General features: G+C 60.7%; 15 protein-coding genes, 1 tRNA gene and 1 riboswitch. Of the genes, 11 read left to right on the forward strand and 5 right to left on the reverse strand.

Annotated features, from left to right (window positions below; all coding sequences use genetic code 11):
• Position 1: 1 nt before the first annotated feature.
• Both ACVWZF_RS12010 and nusB read left to right on the forward strand, forming a co-directional pair.
• Complete coding sequence (locus ACVWZF_RS12010) at positions 2-2,161, forward strand: ATP-dependent helicase (protein ID WP_011433681.1); 2,160 nt, start codon at positions 2-4, stop codon at positions 2,159-2,161.
• A 119-nt stretch (positions 2,162-2,280) separates the two neighbouring features.
• The gene (gene nusB / locus ACVWZF_RS12015) at positions 2,281-3,156 is read left to right on the forward strand and encodes a transcription antitermination factor NusB (protein WP_414331399.1); all 876 of its coding nucleotides are present in this window, start codon (positions 2,281-2,283) and stop codon (positions 3,154-3,156) included.
• 5 nt (positions 3,157-3,161) lie between these two features.
• Here the strand turns inward: nusB and ACVWZF_RS12020 are convergent, their stop codons facing one another.
• Together ACVWZF_RS12020 and ACVWZF_RS12025 are read right to left on the reverse strand one after the other, a co-directional pair.
• Positions 3,162-3,605 (reverse strand): DUF29 domain-containing protein, encoded by a 444-nt coding sequence (locus ACVWZF_RS12020; protein WP_414331397.1) that lies wholly within the window; start codon positions 3,603-3,605, stop codon positions 3,162-3,164.
• A gap of 143 nt (positions 3,606-3,748) precedes the next feature.
• Positions 3,749-3,820, reverse strand: a tRNA-Gly gene (locus tag ACVWZF_RS12025).
• A 233-nt stretch (positions 3,821-4,053) separates the two neighbouring features.
• On the opposite strand from ACVWZF_RS12025, the gene ssuE reads away from it, so the two are divergent.
• The 6 genes from ssuE (at position 4,054) to ACVWZF_RS12055 (ending at position 9,336) form a co-directional block, all read left to right on the forward strand.
• Complete coding sequence (gene ssuE, locus ACVWZF_RS12030) at positions 4,054-4,581, forward strand: NADPH-dependent FMN reductase (protein ID WP_414331394.1); 528 nt, start codon at positions 4,054-4,056, stop codon at positions 4,579-4,581.
• A gap of 232 nt (positions 4,582-4,813) precedes the next feature.
• A riboswitch (Glutamine riboswitch) is annotated at positions 4,814-4,895 on the forward strand.
• Between the two features lie 79 nt (positions 4,896-4,974).
• Positions 4,975-5,148: a DUF4278 domain-containing protein gene (locus ACVWZF_RS12035; RefSeq protein ID WP_083757650.1), complete on the forward strand. Its 174-nt coding sequence runs from the start codon at positions 4,975-4,977 to the stop codon at positions 5,146-5,148.
• A gap of 799 nt (positions 5,149-5,947) precedes the next feature.
• Positions 5,948-6,187: a preprotein translocase subunit SecG gene (secG, locus tag ACVWZF_RS12040; RefSeq protein WP_011433676.1), complete on the forward strand. Its 240-nt coding sequence runs from the start codon at positions 5,948-5,950 to the stop codon at positions 6,185-6,187.
• A gap of 12 nt (positions 6,188-6,199) precedes the next feature.
• Positions 6,200-6,853 (forward strand): YqiA/YcfP family alpha/beta fold hydrolase, encoded by a 654-nt coding sequence (locus ACVWZF_RS12045; RefSeq protein ID WP_414343667.1) that lies wholly within the window; start codon positions 6,200-6,202, stop codon positions 6,851-6,853.
• Positions 6,854-6,920: 67 nt separating this feature from the next.
• Positions 6,921-7,655: an HAD family hydrolase gene (locus tag ACVWZF_RS12050; protein ID WP_238376756.1), complete on the forward strand. Its 735-nt coding sequence runs from the start codon at positions 6,921-6,923 to the stop codon at positions 7,653-7,655.
• 37 nt (positions 7,656-7,692) lie between these two features.
• Positions 7,693-9,336: a gamma-glutamyltransferase family protein gene (locus tag ACVWZF_RS12055; RefSeq protein ID WP_457411560.1), complete on the forward strand. Its 1,644-nt coding sequence runs from the start codon at positions 7,693-7,695 to the stop codon at positions 9,334-9,336.
• A gap of 5 nt (positions 9,337-9,341) precedes the next feature.
• On the opposite strand, the gene fabG is transcribed toward ACVWZF_RS12055, so the two are convergent.
• The gene (gene fabG, locus ACVWZF_RS12060; protein WP_011433672.1) at positions 9,342-10,103 is read right to left on the reverse strand and encodes a 3-oxoacyl-[acyl-carrier-protein] reductase; all 762 of its coding nucleotides are present in this window, start codon (positions 10,101-10,103) and stop codon (positions 9,342-9,344) included.
• 275 nt (positions 10,104-10,378) lie between these two features.
• Here fabG and ACVWZF_RS12065 point away from each other — a divergent pair, with 275 nt between their 5' ends.
• The gene (locus ACVWZF_RS12065; RefSeq protein WP_414331319.1) at positions 10,379-10,873 is read left to right on the forward strand and encodes a DUF3531 family protein; all 495 of its coding nucleotides are present in this window, start codon (positions 10,379-10,381) and stop codon (positions 10,871-10,873) included.
• Positions 10,874-10,885: 12 nt separating this feature from the next.
• Here the strand turns inward: ACVWZF_RS12065 and ACVWZF_RS12070 are convergent, their stop codons facing one another.
• Together ACVWZF_RS12070 and lptC are read right to left on the reverse strand one after the other, a co-directional pair.
• Positions 10,886-12,646: a sulfatase gene (locus ACVWZF_RS12070; RefSeq protein WP_457411561.1), complete on the reverse strand. Its 1,761-nt coding sequence runs from the start codon at positions 12,644-12,646 to the stop codon at positions 10,886-10,888.
• A gap of 81 nt (positions 12,647-12,727) precedes the next feature.
• Positions 12,728-13,693: an LPS export ABC transporter periplasmic protein LptC gene (gene lptC / locus ACVWZF_RS12075; protein ID WP_457411563.1), complete on the reverse strand. Its 966-nt coding sequence runs from the start codon at positions 13,691-13,693 to the stop codon at positions 12,728-12,730.
• A 151-nt stretch (positions 13,694-13,844) separates the two neighbouring features.
• Here lptC and ACVWZF_RS12080 point away from each other — a divergent pair, with 151 nt between their 5' ends.
• Positions 13,845-14,714 (forward strand): branched-chain amino acid ABC transporter permease, encoded by an 870-nt coding sequence (locus ACVWZF_RS12080; protein WP_457411564.1) that lies wholly within the window; start codon positions 13,845-13,847, stop codon positions 14,712-14,714.
• Positions 14,714-15,673, forward strand: coding sequence for a branched-chain amino acid ABC transporter permease (locus ACVWZF_RS12085; RefSeq protein ID WP_457411566.1), 960 nt, complete (start codon positions 14,714-14,716; stop codon positions 15,671-15,673). Before ACVWZF_RS12080 ends, ACVWZF_RS12085 begins: the two co-directional genes overlap by 1 nt.
• The last annotated feature ends 17 nt before the right edge of the window (positions 15,674-15,690 follow it).

Below are 15,690 nucleotides of genomic sequence, written 5' to 3' on the forward strand. Positions count from 1 at the left end.
CATGCTGGGTCTGGCTTCTTCTCCCTTTCCTGAGGTCACCCTGCGTCCGGCGCAGCAACAGGCGTTGGCCTACCAATCGGGGCCGCTGGGGATCGCCGCCGTTCCGGGGAGCGGCAAAACCTTCATTTTGGAGCTGCTGATCGCCGATTTAATTCTCAATCGGGGGATCCCACCGGAGCGCATCGGGGTGTTCACCTACATGCGTTCGGCGCGGGGCAACTTGATCAGCCGCATCAATCAACGTTTGCAACGGGCGGGGTATCCGGATCGCTTTACCCAGGCCTTTACCCTGCATTCTTTGTCGTTGCGGGTGTTGCGGGAGGCCCCCAGCCGTTGGGAGGAGCTGTCTATTTTGGAGGGATACGAACAGGAGCGGTTGCTCAGCCGCCTGTGCCGCGCTTGGCTCGTCCGCCATACTCAGCTCTGGGAGCCGCTGATCCCCGGCGACAACAACCCGCAAAAGATCGCCCAAAACCGAGCCCAGTTCCGGCGCAGTTTCCAGCAGATGGTGCAGGTGGTCATCAGCAGGGCCAAGAATCTGCGCCTGGGGCCAGAAGTGATCCCCAGCGAGGGCTATCTGGGCTGGGCTGCTCCCATCTACGCCGGTTATCAAGCGGAATTGCGTCGCCTGGGCAAGTTAGACTACGACGACCTGGGCTGGCAAGCAGTGGATTTGATCGAGGGCAGTCCAGAGCTGCGGGAGCAGGTGCAGAACTGGTACGACTACCTGTTCGAGGATGAGGCCCAAGACAGTTCCCCCCTGCAGGAAGAGCTGCTGCGGCTGCTCAGCCAACGCACCGGCAACCTGGTGCGGGTGGGGGATCCCAACCAGAGCATCATGGGCACCTTTACCAGCGCCGAGCCGCGGCTGTTTCGCGCCTTTTGCCAGGCCAGTCCTCAGGTGGTGCTCTTGGATGAATCCAGCCGCAGCGCCCCCCAGATCATCGCTTTGGCCAACCGCCTGGTGGAGTGGGTGAATCAGCAGCACCCCATCCCGGCTTTGCGCACCGCTCTGGCCCCCCAGCCCATTCAACTGGCCACCTCCGGTGGCCAAAACCCCCCGGCCAGCGAGGGTGGTGTGGACTTTCTGCGGGTTGTCGGATCCCCGGAGGAGGAGCTGCAACAGGTGGCGCGGCAGGCCATTGCAGCCGCCCAAGCTTTTCCCGGCCAAACGGTGGCCATTCTGGTCACCACTAACGAGCTGGGGGGCAAAGCCCTCAGCTATCTCCAGGAAATGGGAGCGGAGCGGGTGATCGATCTGTTGCGGGGCAGTCCCAGTCAGCGGCGGGTGTTGTTGCAGCTCAAGGGAATCATCGACTGGTTTGCCCAGCCCACTGCCCCCACTCGCTTGGCTGCTGCTGTGGATTGCTTGGCGGATTGGGCGGGGATCCCACGTGCTGAACTGGGGCCGATGTTGACCTGGATCCGCGCCTCTCTGCCGGAGCGGCTGCTATTTCCCAACTTTGGTGAGGCTCCCGCTCTGCCCGATGGCCCGCCTTGGCAGAACTTGGGCAGGCTGCTGCGCACCCTTGCCGGTTGGCTCCGGGCCGGGCGCTCCCCTTGGCCAGAGGTGCTGAATGTGATCGTTCAAAGCCTCTACCGCAAGCCGGAAGAGCTGTTTGTGGGTCGCTACGTGATCGATCAACTGGAGCAGGTGCTGGGATCCCTGCCCGAAACCGATTGGCAGGAGATCGCCCAAGAATTTCAAGTGATTCTGGATCACCGCCTCAACAACTTGCCTTCGGAGATCTTCGCCTTCGACCCCGAGCCGGGCAGCATCACTGTCACGACTCTGCATCGGGCCAAGGGGCTGGAATGGGATCAGGTGTTCATCCCCCAGGTGTCGGCCTACGAGTTTCCCACCCAGTACGGGGAGCGAACCCTGGGGCTGAAGTTTTTGGATGAAGTGGATATGCAGGCAGAGGCCCTGGCTCAGTTGCGACAGCTCAGCCCCAAAGGCGGCTGGGAGCTGCAGGCCGACTCGGCCACCAAGCAAGCCTTTTTGGATTTGGCAGCAGAGCGATTGCGGCTGCTGTATGTGGGCATCACCCGCAGCAAACGACGGCTCACCCTCTCGGTATCCAGCCAATCTCGCTTTGGCACAGAGCAGAGTTCATCTTTGGTGTTTCGGGTGTTAAGTCGCAGTTTTAGGGCCGGTTGACCGGGTGAGTCTCTCGTTCTTCATGGATTGGCAACCTGCTAGCATGGCTAAGCCCGATAGCGCTTGCGCGCCGCCTTGCGGCAATGGGGCAGTCTTTCAGAAGCTATGGATATTCTGCAATGCAACCTCGGCGTATTGCCCGCGAACTGGCCCTGCTGGGGGTCAATCAACTGCCAGCCACGGCGGCCAAACTGAGCGAAAAACAACTGGAGGACTTGCTGCTGGCAGCCATCCGCGCCCTGAGTGAAGAGACCCATGAAACCCTCTCCACAGCGGCGGCGGAAATCCAGCGCAGCGACCGTTTGTTGCACGAGAGCGATCCTCTATTGTTGGCCGATTCGGATCCCAAGGAAGAGGGTGGATCCCGCTCCGTCACCCTCCGCCTTCAGCAGGCCCAACGACACCTGCAGCGCCTGGAAATCACTCTGAAGGAGGCGGACGTTCCTGACCCCAATGCCTTACGGGGGGAATTGCTGGAGCTAATCCAGCAGGTGCAAGTGGCCCTCGGCAACGCCGGCCAAGCCTTAGAACACCTGGAACAGCGGCTGCACAGCGTCCGCCACATCTTGGATGAGGTTGTCCAGTTGTCCCAAAGAGCAGTCAACCGGGTGGGCGTTGCCCTGTCCATGCCGGAACTGTTGTACATTGCCCAATCCCAAGAAGTGCGCGCCTACGCTTTGCAACTGTTAACTGCCCTGCGAACCCACAAGGAGGCGATTGATGCTCGTTTGCAAAAGGCTTTGGTGGGTTGGCAATTGCAGCGGGTTGGTCGGATCGAACGAGATATCCTGCGCCTAGCGGTGGTGGAGATGGAAATACTGGCCAGCAGCCCCGTGAAGGTTGCCATCAACGAAGCTGTAGAATTGGCCAAAAAATACGGGGATCCTGAGGCCGCCGCTTTCGTCAACGGAGTGCTGCGACGGGTAGTGGACAGCCAGATGGAGACCCACCGGGGTCGGGATCCCTCCCTCCCTGGTTCTGGTTCCGGGGGCTGAGCAGATCACTGGGGATCTTCCTTGCCAGGATAAAAGTCGGGATCCATCACCTGCTCAAATGTGTAGGGACACTGGGCAGGCAGATCTGCTTCAGACAATGGTGTTTCTCTCACCACCAACAGGATCCCGTCCTGGTGAGCCTCTTGCAGGGCTGCCGAAAGATCGGGCTTGAGGCTGGGACTGTCTTTGAGCAATCGCTGGATCTGGCGGCGTTGTTCGGTAATCGTTGCCCGCCAACTTTTGCCTCGCAGGTGGGGTTGCAATTGCCACTTCAGCAAATGCCCTACCAGGATCCCCAGCCGGTGCAGCAATTCCCGGCGTTCTTGCCTGCCCAAAGCCTCGATTTCCTCCACCAAGTTGGCGATATCCAGTTGATCCCACTGCCCCGATTTCAGCAGTGCGGCTTGCTTTTGCGTCCAGGCATAGAAGTCGTACTCGTAAAGTTGCATGCTTCATTGCCTAACTGGGCACTGGCCAAGGAGATCTTACTGACCCCGAACTACCCCTTTTTACCTTGAGCTCATTGATTTCCCGGACTAGGCCAAGTCCGGGAATGCTTGCGGAAAGCGGGTTTTGCCGATTGGTTGGGGAAAGCGGGCGATGAGACTCGAACTCACGACATCCAGCTTGGGAAGCTAGCGTTCTACCACTGAACTACGCCCGCGTAAATCAATCTCAAGTTTAGCAAGCTGAAACCCTTGCTGAATCTAACCTATCACGTTCCCGACCCCTTGAGTAGGTGGGGAGTCGGGGGGCATATTTTGCCCGCAATTTGACCAGCAGGGAATGACGTCGAGAGACAAAGCTATCGTGCATGCTGGGGCAGGGCGAGAGTGGGTTAATCATCTTTCACGTGGGATCCCTGGTACAACTGAGACAGTATTCTGTCTGCGGCCTATGTCCAGCATCCTCCTGCTCTCCGGTAGTCCCAGCACTCCTTCTCGCTCAGAAGCCGTTTTACATCACGCTGCCGGGATCCTGTCCGATCTGGGATTGACCACTCAGTTTGTTTCGGTGCGGGATTTGCCCCCAGAGGATCTGGCACTGGCCAAGTTCGATAGCCCTCAACTCAAGGCAATTCAGCAAAAGGTGGCCCAAGCTACCGGGATCGTCATCTCTGCTCCCGTTTACAAAGCCTCCTATCCAGGTGTGTTGAAGGCACTGCTGGATTTGCTGGATCAAGACGCCTTTACCGGTAAAGTGATTCTCCCCATTGCCACCGGGGGAACCCTGGCCCATCTGCTGTCCATCGACTTTGCGATGAAACCTGTGCTGGCGGTGATGGGGGCAACCCACATCCTGAGAGGGGTTTATATCCTGAGTTCTCAAATTCAGTTGGACGCTGCCGGAACACTACAGCTAGAGGCCGACATCGAGGAACGTCTGCGAGCAGGGCTGCAGGCACTTGCGCAGGCGGTGAAATAGAAGAAATCAGAATTTTGCGGAGACTGGCCGAATACGGGATTGGTGCCCTGGGCCCGGAACCGGTTGCGGCAATCTATTCCGAAAAGTGCATAGGTGATTGCCCAGTCAGGCCCGAGAAGCCGCGGAAGAGCCGACGGCAAGGGATCCCTTTTGCGGGTATGGCCGGATTAAATTTCTATAAATCCCCCAAAAAACCTGCAAAACCGTAAGTTATGATACAGACATAGGATAAATCGTTCATCTCTGCAGTTGGCTCACCAGTGGCCTGGAGCTGTGCAGAGACGGAAGTAGGGGTCTTCCCGAAGGAACGCGCCTCAACTGAATCGCGCCACTCTCTCCGTGGCTTACGGTTCAACAACAACAAACTCAACCCTTCGTTGATGGAGGCGACTTATGAAACTCTCTTTCCGTGGCAACACCTTTGACTACGTTCCCGCGCATACTCAGCTCAGCGATGAGGAGTTGCAAGCTCAGTATCGCGGTCAAACCTTCTGTGTGCACCACACCAGCAAGAAAGCGATGCCTCACCCTCATCAGCCCCTGACCTACCGGGGTGTAAGCTACTGAGGTGAATACTGTTTGCCCTTGTAGGTGAGGTGGGGATCCTCTGGAAATCTCCATAAGGGCTGGATAAAGACCGGGCGGCCCCGTTTGGGGTCGCCTTTTGGGGCAAAACAACTGGAGCAAAACAACACCTCCAGAAGAGATGGCTTAGCCCAGCCAGTTCAGATTCTCAAGCAAGATCGATATCCATCGATATCTTCTCGATATCTTCGTCCGCCAGCTTCTCTCCCCGTCTAGTGACCTGAAGGATTGCGTCGAGGCTGCCTGGGGACAGGTTCTATGTCTTCTGGAGTGGGTTTGCTGGAAGGGTGAGGTGGACCTTGCCAAGGTTGACCTCAAAGGGAGGAGCCAAATCGGTCGCAAGTGCTGGGGGACAGTCAGCAACAGCTGGGCTGTCGGGGGGCCTCAGTGCCCTGAATGCCGGTACCGGGTGCATCGGGACCCAGCCTCAGCCTTGGGAACTGTGCTGGGTGGATTAGAGGTTGTTTTGCGAGCTGGCAGTAGCCAGGGAGGCTGGGGAAGGGAAGCCACCTGTCCAGTCGTTTTGTCGGGGGTTGTAGACCCAGGCAAGTGGCAGGGGGCAGGAATGCCCAGCCGCGAGGTAAGGACTCCGTCCTGCTGACGGGAAGGGAAGCCTGTGCTCTGTCCGCAGGACGAGCGCCGGGAGGATGCCACAGAAGATGGGTGGGTCTTCACCTGCCAACTTGATTCTGAAATGGGAGCGATGCCGAGACAGGGTGCGCTAAGATGCGGTTCCAAGCGATAATGGCCTTAGCAACTTGCCCTACAGGGATCCGCTGCGATGGAAGCGTTTTTCGAGTTTCTCTGGTCGGCTTCGGCCATCTTGCTGGTGATCTTGGTGCTGCTGCACAGCCCTAAGGGGGATGGGTTGGCGGGCATTGGCGGGCAGGCCCAGCTGTTCTCCAGCTCCAAGAGTGCTGAGCAAAACCTCAACCGCATCACCTGGACGGTAGCGACCCTTTTCCTCTCCATCAGCGTGGTGTTGGGGGCGGGCTGGCTCTCGGCAGCCACAGGGCCATAGGGATCCCTTTCCGTGTTGGCGATTTACCTGCATGGATTCGGCTCTGGGCCGCAGTCGGCCAAGGCAACTTTCTTTCGGCAGCGGCTGCAGCAGGTGGGGATCCCTGTTCAGGTGCCCGATCTGAACCAGGACAATTTTGCCCAGCTCACCTTGACCCGCCAGATCCAGCAGGTTTCCAGCCAGCTTGCCGAGATGAACTACCCCCCTGTCACCCTCATCGGCTCTAGCTTGGGGGGCCTGGTGGCTGCTTGGGTTGCCGAACGACAACCTTGCGTGCAGCGCTTGGTGCTCTTGGCGCCGGCTTTTGGCTTTTTAGGCCATTGGCTGCCGCGGCTGGGGGCAGAGGCGGTGGAGACTTGGCAGCGAACCGGACAACTCATGGTGTTTCACTACGGAGAAGGCCGCCCTCTCCCTTTGGAGTACGGCTTTGTTGCCGATGCCCAACGCTACCCGGATGGGGGGTTACGACGGCCTGTGCCCACCCTAATTGTGCACGGGATCCAAGACGACACCATCCCCATTCAAGCCAGTCGAGACTATGTGGCCCGTCGCCCCTGGGCCCAACTGGTGGCGGTGGAGAGTGACCACGCCCTGACGGATGTGTTGGATCCCATCTGGCAGATCACCAGCCGCTTCTGCGGGTGGGGGATGGAGACGGGGCAGTAGGGTTGTTAAAGAGGATCCCTGTCCCGTGCTTGCCCATTCGCGAAAGCGTCGCGTAGCGATAATGTCTATGCAATCCAAAGTGCTGTGCCTACAACAGGGGAAGGCTGACGTGACTGCCGGCTTGCTCTTCGATATGGACGGGGTGATTGTGGATTCGGAACCAATCCATGCCCGCGCCGGGGCCATTGCCCTGCAACGCTGCCACCTATCCCTGGATTTGGCCCCCATCTCCCTGCAGTTCAAGGGGCGCACCGACCGCGACATGTTCGAGTACCTTGTCCAACACCAGACGGACACCCCACCTGCAGAACGGCCCCTGCTGGTGCAGCGCTTGATCGAGGAAAAGGCCAAGGCTTTTGGCGAGCTGCTGGCAGAGGTACCACTGGTGCCGGGGGTGCTGGAGTTTTTGGCGGCCAGCCGCCAGCGCTTTTCTGCCCTGGCCGTCACCACTTCGGCCATCCGCCGGGATCAAGCGCAGATTTTCCAGCGCTTCGACCTGCACCGCTGGTTTGACGCGGTGATTACCGCCGAAGACATTCAGCGGGCCAAGCCCGACCCAGAGCCTTACCTGAAAACGGCTGCCGCTGTGGGGTTGGATCCGGCGTTGTGTTGGGTGATTGAAGATTCTACCCATGGGATCCGCGCCGCTAAGGGGGCTGGCTGTTTTGCGGTGGGCCTCACCACGGCTTTCACCGCCGAGGAACTGCGCCACGCCGGGGCAGATGTGGTGGTGGACAGCTTTGCGGAGTTGGCCACACTCCTGTTCGCGAGAGCGTCGCGTAGCGATAACCTGCCTGTGTAGGGAGCCCAGCCCATTCGCGAGAGCGTCGCGTAGCGATATGCCAGCACCCACTTTTTTGCGGCAGGCCCTGGATCGCTATCCGTTTGCTTCGCGGCGACGGGTGGTGATGGGCAGACAGGGATCCGTGGCCACCAGCCAACCTTTGGCGGCAATGGCGGGCATGGAGATGTTCTGGGCGGGCGGCAATGCTGTGGATGCAGCCGTGGCAATGGCGGTGGCTTTGACGGTGGTGGAGCCAACCTCCAATGGCATTGGCGGCGATGCCTTTGCTCTGGTGTGGGAGGGGGGGGAGGAGGGTCAGCTGTACGGGTTGAATGCTTCCGGTCGCAGCCCAGCCGCCCTGACGCCGGAGCGGTACCGGGACCATGGGCGGATCCCCCCGTACGATTGGTTAGCGGTGACGGTGCCGGGGGCAGTTTCCGCTTGGCAGACCTTGCACCGGCGCTGGGGAAAGCTGCCGTTCGAGCGTCTGTTTGTGCCTGCCCTTCGTCTGGCGCAAGAGGGATTTCCGGTCTCTCCCCGGGTGGCCCAACTGTGGCAGGCGGCGGAGTCCATCTATTTGCCCCTGCCAGATCCCCGCCACGAGGCCTTCAAGGCCGTTTTCTTTCCCCAAGGGCGTGCCCCACGGGCTGGGGAGCGCTGGAGCAGCCCCCTGCATGCCCAAACCCTGAAGGCCATTGCCCACAGCGGGGGTGAGAGTTTTTACCGGGGGGAGCTGGCGGAGAAGTTGCTGGCTTTCTCGGAGGCCACGGGCGGCTTCCTGTCCCCCGCCGACTTGGCCCAGCACCGGGCCGATTGGGTGGAACCCATCCATACAGATTACCGCGGCTACACCGTCTGGGAGATCCCCCCCAACGGGCAGGGCATTGCCGCTTTGATGGCGCTCAACCTTTTGGAGGGTTTTGAGCTGGGTCGGATCTCCTACGATGCCGGCGAGCGCTATCACCTGCAGATTGAGGCAATGAAGCTGGCCTTTGCCGATGTGAGCCGACAGGTGGCGGATCCGGAGTATGTGCGGGTCAGTCCTGCCCAGATGCTGGATAAGGCTTATGCACAGCGGCGGCGGCAGTTGATCGGGAGGGAGGCGATCCCCCTGGCCCAGCCAGGGCTGCCGGAGGGGGGAACGGTTTACCTGGCTGCAGCTGATGGTGAGTTGATGGTGTCTTTGATTCAGTCGAATTTCGATGGCTTCGGCAGTGGTCTGCTGGTTCCGGGCACGGGCATTGCTCTCCACAACCGCGGCACGGGTTTCACCCTGGAGCCCGGCCATCCCAACCAGGTGGGCCCCCGCAAGCGCCCCTACCACACGATCATCCCCGCTTTTCTATCCAGAGAAGGGATCCCTCTCGGCCCTTTTGGTGTGATGGGAGGGACGATGCAGCCCCAAGGCCATGTGCAGGTGGTGGTGAACTTGGTGGATTACGGCCTAAACCCCCAAGCGGCCCTGGATGCGCCCCGCTGGCGAGTGCTGTTGGATCAAGGGATCCCGCAAGTGGCCCTGGAGAGCACAGTGCCGCCCCAGGTGGTGCGCGAACTCTCTGCCCGCGGCCATGCGGTGCAGGTGGTGGAGGCAGAAGAGGATTACGGCCTTTTTGGCCGGGGACAGATCCTCTTGCGGGATGGGGATCACTTCATTGCGGCTTCCGAACCCCGTGCCGATGGCCTAGCCCTGGCGTGGTAGAGTGCCTAGCTCATCACCATGCCACCATCGATGGCAAAAACCTGTCCCGTGATGTAGGCCGCCGCCGGATCTGCCGCCAAAAAACGCACCAGCCCCGCCACTTCTGCCGGGGATCCCAGTCGCCCCAGGGGGATCTGCGCCAAAATCGGGCCGGGGTCCAGTTTTTCGGTCATTTGGGTGGTGATGAACCCCGGTGCCACGGCGTTGACGGTGATGTTGCGGCTGGCCAGCTCGCGAGCTGCTGTCTTGGTGAGGCCCACCACCCCTGCTTTGGCGGCGCTGTAGTTGGCCTGGCCGGCATTGCCCACCAAGCCCACCACCGAGGTGATGTTGATGATGCGCCCCTGGCGCTGCTTCACCATGATCTTGGCGGCTGCCTTCAGGCAGAGAAAGACCCCCGTCAGGTTGAGATCCAGCACCGCCTGCCAATCTTCTGGCTTCATGCGCAGCAGCAGGGTGTCGCGGGCCATGCCGGCATTGTTCACCAGCACATCCACCCGACCCCACCGCTCCATCACCTGGGCAAACAGGCTCTCCACCGCCTCTGGGCAAGACACATCGGCGGCCACAGGGATCCCTTCTCCCCCCAGGGCTGCGATCTCTTCCACCAGAGACTCGGCTTCGGCAGCGGAGCGGGCGTAGTTGATCGCCACTTTTGCTCCAATGGCCCCCAGGTGCAGGGCAATCGCCCGGCCAATGCCCCGGCTGGCTCCGGTGACCACAGCCACCCGGTCTTGGAGGGAAGGCAAAGGGAGAAGCTCAGACATAAGCGGCAGATTCCTTATGATTGGGACAGCCGCAACAGTATAGGATGCTTTAGAGCCCTCTGGTTGCCACTGGCTTCCCTGCGATCGCTTGCGCTGCGTCCCTCATAACCGCCGTTCGCGCTACTTGGATGGAGTCCTTCGGCATAGGCAGGAGGGATCCCACGGCTCTGTGCAGTCACCCTGCCCGCAAGATGTGTTGACGGACGGATTCCCAGACCAACGGGCGAGCAGAGCCGGACTATGATCAAAGGCTAGGCCTTGCAGAGGAACTGTCCATGCAAGTGGAGTTTCGCGAGTGCGATCCGGGAAATCTGTGGATCTGGTTTGAGTTTGCCGAGCCGCCGGTCGAAGCTGAGCTGGAGTACCTCAACGAGGTGCTGGAGTCATGGTACGTGCTGGGCAAACTGGGGGGATTTAACGCCGAGCGTCTGGTGGCCCAAGAGGCCGAGGTGGATCTGAGCTATCTGGAGTATCCCAACGAATCGGAGCCCTTGCCTTCCCTAATGCACAACATGGGATCCCTGGAAGAGAAGGACAACTGGGCCCGCTGCTGGTTTGATCTGGGCACCGCCGATGCGATGGCGCTGGATGTGTTGATCAACGCCCTGCGCACCCTCAGCCTGGAATACATCGGCCTCAGCCGCGTGATTATCGGCGGGCAAAATGAGGATTGGCCAACGGCGGATCCGGAGGAGATGGATGACATGGATGACTACGATCTAAACGGCTATGTGCGGGATCACAGGGAGGAGGAAGGAGGGCTGGAATAGCGGGATCCCTGCCTACTCCAAGTAGCCCAGCTCTTGCATCTGCCGCACCAAGTCGGCATCGCTTTCCACATTCACCTTGCGAGGAGCCGTGCTAGGCCGCCGGGACTCTGCCCAGCTCACCCAGGCTCTCAGCCCATGCTGTAGGCGAGCCAGCCAAGCCTGGGGCCAGCCGGTCTCCACCGCCGACCCGTCGTGACAGCGTTGCGGATCAGCATCAGGGAGAGAGGACACGGGATCCCCGTCGCCGACCCAGAGCAGATCCCGCAGCTCCGCCGGATCCTGCTCCAAGTTGTAGAGGCTGGGACGATCCCCCGTTTGGATGAGCTTGGTCATCCCCTCATAGAGGGCACGGCGGATGTCGTAACAGGCACGCGCCCGCAGCAGGCTGTCGTTACGGCTTTCCATAGCCCGAATGAGGAGGTGGGGCGGGAAGGCTTCGCTGAGCACTGTTCCCTGCTCGGGATCTTCCCCTGCCAAGGTGCGGGCCAAGCTGAGGCGGGCGACCTCGCGGCGGAGCTTGAGGCTGACACAGGGGGCACCGTTGGGGGAAAGGTTGGGGCTAAAGCCGGCAGCTTCCAGGAGGGTATGGAAGAGGCGGCGGGTGGAAACGGGGGTGGCAATGCGTTTTCCTGCCGGGAAGTGGCCGGGATAGCGCAGGATGAGGGGCACGCGGATCAGCTCTTCGTAGACCACAAAGGCGTGGCCGACGAAGTCGTGTTCTCCCAGGCCTTCGCCGTGATCGGCGACGATGGCCACCAGCGTGTTCTGCTCCAGGCCGGTGTGGCGCAGGGTGTCGAAGACGGATCCCAGTAGGTGATCTTGGTAGGCCACCTCAGCATCGTAGATATCCCGCAGCACCTGCGCTTGCAGTGGAGAAAGGGGCTGCGGCAGGGGCGCCATCCAGCGGTAGGGCTGGGCGTTGTATTGGCGCAAAAAGTCGCGGGCCTCGCGGTTGCTTTTGAAATAGGGGGCGTATTTCTGCACAAAGGGCTCCGGCGGCCAGTAGGGCAGATGGGGCTCCATCAGGTTGACAAAGCAAAAGAAGGGCCGTGCTCTAGGATCCGACCGGCGGCGGGCCATCTGCTGCAGGTAGCGGTTGAGGTCGGCAATCGAGGCGGCGGTGTTGCCTTTGAAGTTGAGCAGGCGGGTCCAGAGGGAGGCAAACCAGGGGTGCAGCGCCAGCTGGAAGAGGGCGTCGGAGCGGGCAAAGGCGTTTTGCACCGGATAGGAGAGCCGCCGCCAAAATTGGGTGTAGGCGGCCAGCCAGCGGTTCAAGGGGGCGGGCAAGGGGGTGCCTTCGGGGGGGCGGGTGGGCAGAGCGCCACCGTAGTTGTAAAAGGTTTCAAAGCCGCGCCGCAAGCCGTTTTTCAGGATCCCCACCAGAGGGTTGTTGCAAAAGCCCACAGTGGTATAGCCGCTCAGCTGCAACAGCTCTGCCAGGGTGGGCAGGGCGGGGCTCAGCTCCAGATCTGCTTGGACAGTCTGGTGGGTGCTGGGATATTCCCCCGTAAAGAGGGAAGCGTGGGAGGGGATGGTCCATTGGGCAGGGGCGATGGCCCGCTCGAAGAGGGTGGATTCGGCAGCCAGCCGATCCAGGTTGGGGCTGGTGGGCAGTTGGCGGGCACGCTCCGCTTCCGACCAGTAGCAGGAGAGACGATCTGCCCGCTGGGTATCCAGCACGATCAGCAGGATGTTGGGGCGTTCTGCAGCAGCGCCAGCCCTGGCGGGGAAACATCCTGTTTGCGTCAGCGAGACGGAGTCCTTAAAACTCACCACAACCCACCTGATACGTTTCTTAAAGTATCCCTATCCTGCCATGCTCTCGGCCAGCTTTCTGCTTCCCCCACCGCCTCCTCAGGGCAAAGTGAGCTGGGTTTGGCTGTTGCCTTGGATCCGAGCAGTGTTGGCCTGCCAATCCAGGATCCCTTGGTTGCCTCTGACAGTCAAAGCCTGGCCGGGCTGGCGGTAGCGCACGTTGCCTCGGGCTTGCAACTGGGTGGAGCCGATGCGCCAGCGAATCTCTTGGGCTTCCAGCTCTTGCCCTGTCTGCTCGGCTTTGGCCTTCACATTGTCCAGCAAGCGCAGCTCGGCAAAGGGCAGGGGAGCACGCAACTGACCACCGCTGAGGCGCAAGGCTTGTAGGGGGGCATACACCTCTACAGCCCCTACTGCCTGCACTTCCCCGACGCCAAATTGCCACAGAAAACGGCTGGCAGCCAGCTCCAGATCCGGATCCCGGTACTCTGCCCGCACCGGCTGAGTGGGATCCCAGTTCTCCAGCTGCATCTGGGCTTGGCCAAAGTCGACGAGCAGCCGCTCCCCCTGCAGGGATCCCTGGCCCTCCAACAGCTCCACTTTCACCTGGCCCTCAGCTTGGAGGAGGCGCTGTTCCGGCAGCCATTCCACCCGCTGGGCCTCCAGACGCAGGTTGTCTCGCTCCGATTCCACCTCGACTTGACCCCTCAATTCCAGACGTCGTTCGCCGGGGTAGGCAGAGCCTTGCTCGGCGCGGGTGCGGATGGCGCGGTTGTCTTCGTCGAAAAATTCTCCCTCAACGGCCTGCAAATGGGCGGATCCCAACTGCACAGGAGTGGCGCTGCCTTCGGAGGGGGGCTCGTATTCGGCCAGGCGAGCCTGTAAGCGCCAAAGAATGCCGCCGTCGGGCCTGGCTTGGGTGAGGGTGATGTCTTCGTAGATCAACTGGGGGGTGGAGATGGGCTCGGAAGGCGCATCGGGATCCCACTCCGGCCCGCCACAGCCCGCGCTCAGCAGGGCCAAAACGGCCAGGAAACGGAGGACAGACAAAGACCTGGACTGCATGGATCTTCCTTGGGGGCTTTCTCCCCTACCCTAGCTTTCTTAGGACTCCGTCCCGCTGGCGCGATCAGCCGTATCCTTCCGCTGCGCTGAGCCGGATCCCGCTCTCGGCAAACCCGTGGCATTATCAGGGCAAAGTGTTTTTGGGGCAAGCGTGACCCAACTGTTGCAACTTTTCATCTACGGCCTTGTCTTGGGCAGCATCTACGCCCTGGGAGCAATTGGGGTGTCGCTGACCTTTGGCATTTTGCGCTTTGCCAACTTTGCCCACGGGGATCTGATGACCCTGGGGGCCTACTTCGGCCTGACATTTGTTGGGTTGGGTTGGCCAATTGGGGTCAGCCTGCTCCCGGCAGCTTTGGCCACGGTACTTTGTGCAGTTGGGATCGACCAACTCATTTATCGCCGCCTGCGCCGGGAGGCACCAGTGATCTTGCTCATTTCTTCTTTTGGCACCGCCCTGATTCTGCGCAGCCTGGTGCAGATCATCTGGGGGCCCAACAATCAGGTGTACCGCAGCGGGATCCAGTTGCCGTGGCGGCTTGGGGAGCTGCGCATTAAGCCCGATTGGGCGGTAATCCTGGCGGGAACAGCCCTGTTGGTGGTGGCCCTGCATCTCTTCTTACAACGCACGCGGGTGGGCAAAGCGATGCGGGCCATGGCCGACAATTTTGAGCTGGCCAAGATTACCGGCATTGATACGGAGCGAATCGTTCTCTGGACTTGGGCCATCGGCGCAGCTTTGGCCTGTGCAGCAGGTGTGTTCCTGGGCATGGATACCCGGCTGCACCCCACCATGGGCTGGCGGCTATTGCTGCCCATTTTTGCAGCGGCCATTCTCGGCGGCATCGGTCGCCCTTACGGGGCCATTGCCGGAGGAGTGGTGATCGGCCTGGCGGAAGAATTCTCGACCTTGGTGATCAACCCTGCCTATAAAACCGGGGTGGCCTTCGCCATATTGGTATTGCTGCTGATCTTCCGACCCACAGGATTACTGGGATCCTCAGGTGGGGGAGAGGTCTGATGTTGAGCTACGGCATTTTCTTTTTGATTTTGGTGGGGATCTACGGCGTGCTGGTGCTGGGCCTCAATATCCAGTGGGGCTACGCCGGCATGTTCAACATCGGGGTGGGGGCTTTTTTTGCCGTGGGAGCCTATGCCAGCGCCATTGTAACCACACCCCCAAGCGCCGAGCATTTGGGCGGCTTCAATCTACCCTTTTGGGTGGGTTTTGCCGTGGCTGTGGCCGTCGCCGGGGCGATTGCCTTTTTGATCGGGTTGATTACCCTGAAGCTGCGTTCCGACTACTTGGCCATCGCCACCATCGGCATTGCTGAGATCATCAGCCAAATCCTGAGAAATGAGGGCTGGCTGACCAATGGCGTACGGGGAATTACCCGCATTCCACGACCCTTTCGCGGCTGGATCCCAGGTCAGGATACCCTTCTCTACTTGGGCTTGGTGCTGGTCATTTTGGCGGTGGTCTATTGGGCTGCGGAGCGGGCCTATCGCTCCCCCTGGGGGCGGGTGCTGCGGGCCATTCGCGAGGATGAACCGGCAACCATGGCCGCCGGCAAAGATGTGCTCCAGTTTCGCCTGCAGGCGTTTGTGCTGGGATCCATGCTCATGGGGTTGGCGGGGGCCCTCTACGCCCATTTTGTCAATTTCATCAGCCCAGAAGCCTTTCAACCGGAGTTTGCCACCTTTATCGTTTGGGTAATGCTGATCGCGGGGGGCAGTGGCAACAATCGCGGCGCCTTGCTGGGAGCGCTGGTAATTTGGGGGGTGTGGTCGGGCAGCGAGTGGCTCACCAACCGTTTGCCGCCCCAGTGGGCCACCCGGGCTGGCCCTTTGCGCATTTTGTTGATCGGGATCCTGCTCCAGGTGATTCTTCTGACGCGCTCTCAAGGATTGTTGCCTGAACGTCCGCCCAAGCCCGTCTTGGGCACTTCTCCTTCGCCTCAGCAGAACCCCGCAGGATAGGATTGGGTCGGCTCCAG

The organism is Thermostichus sp. OS-CIW-30 (genome assembly GCF_054060215.1).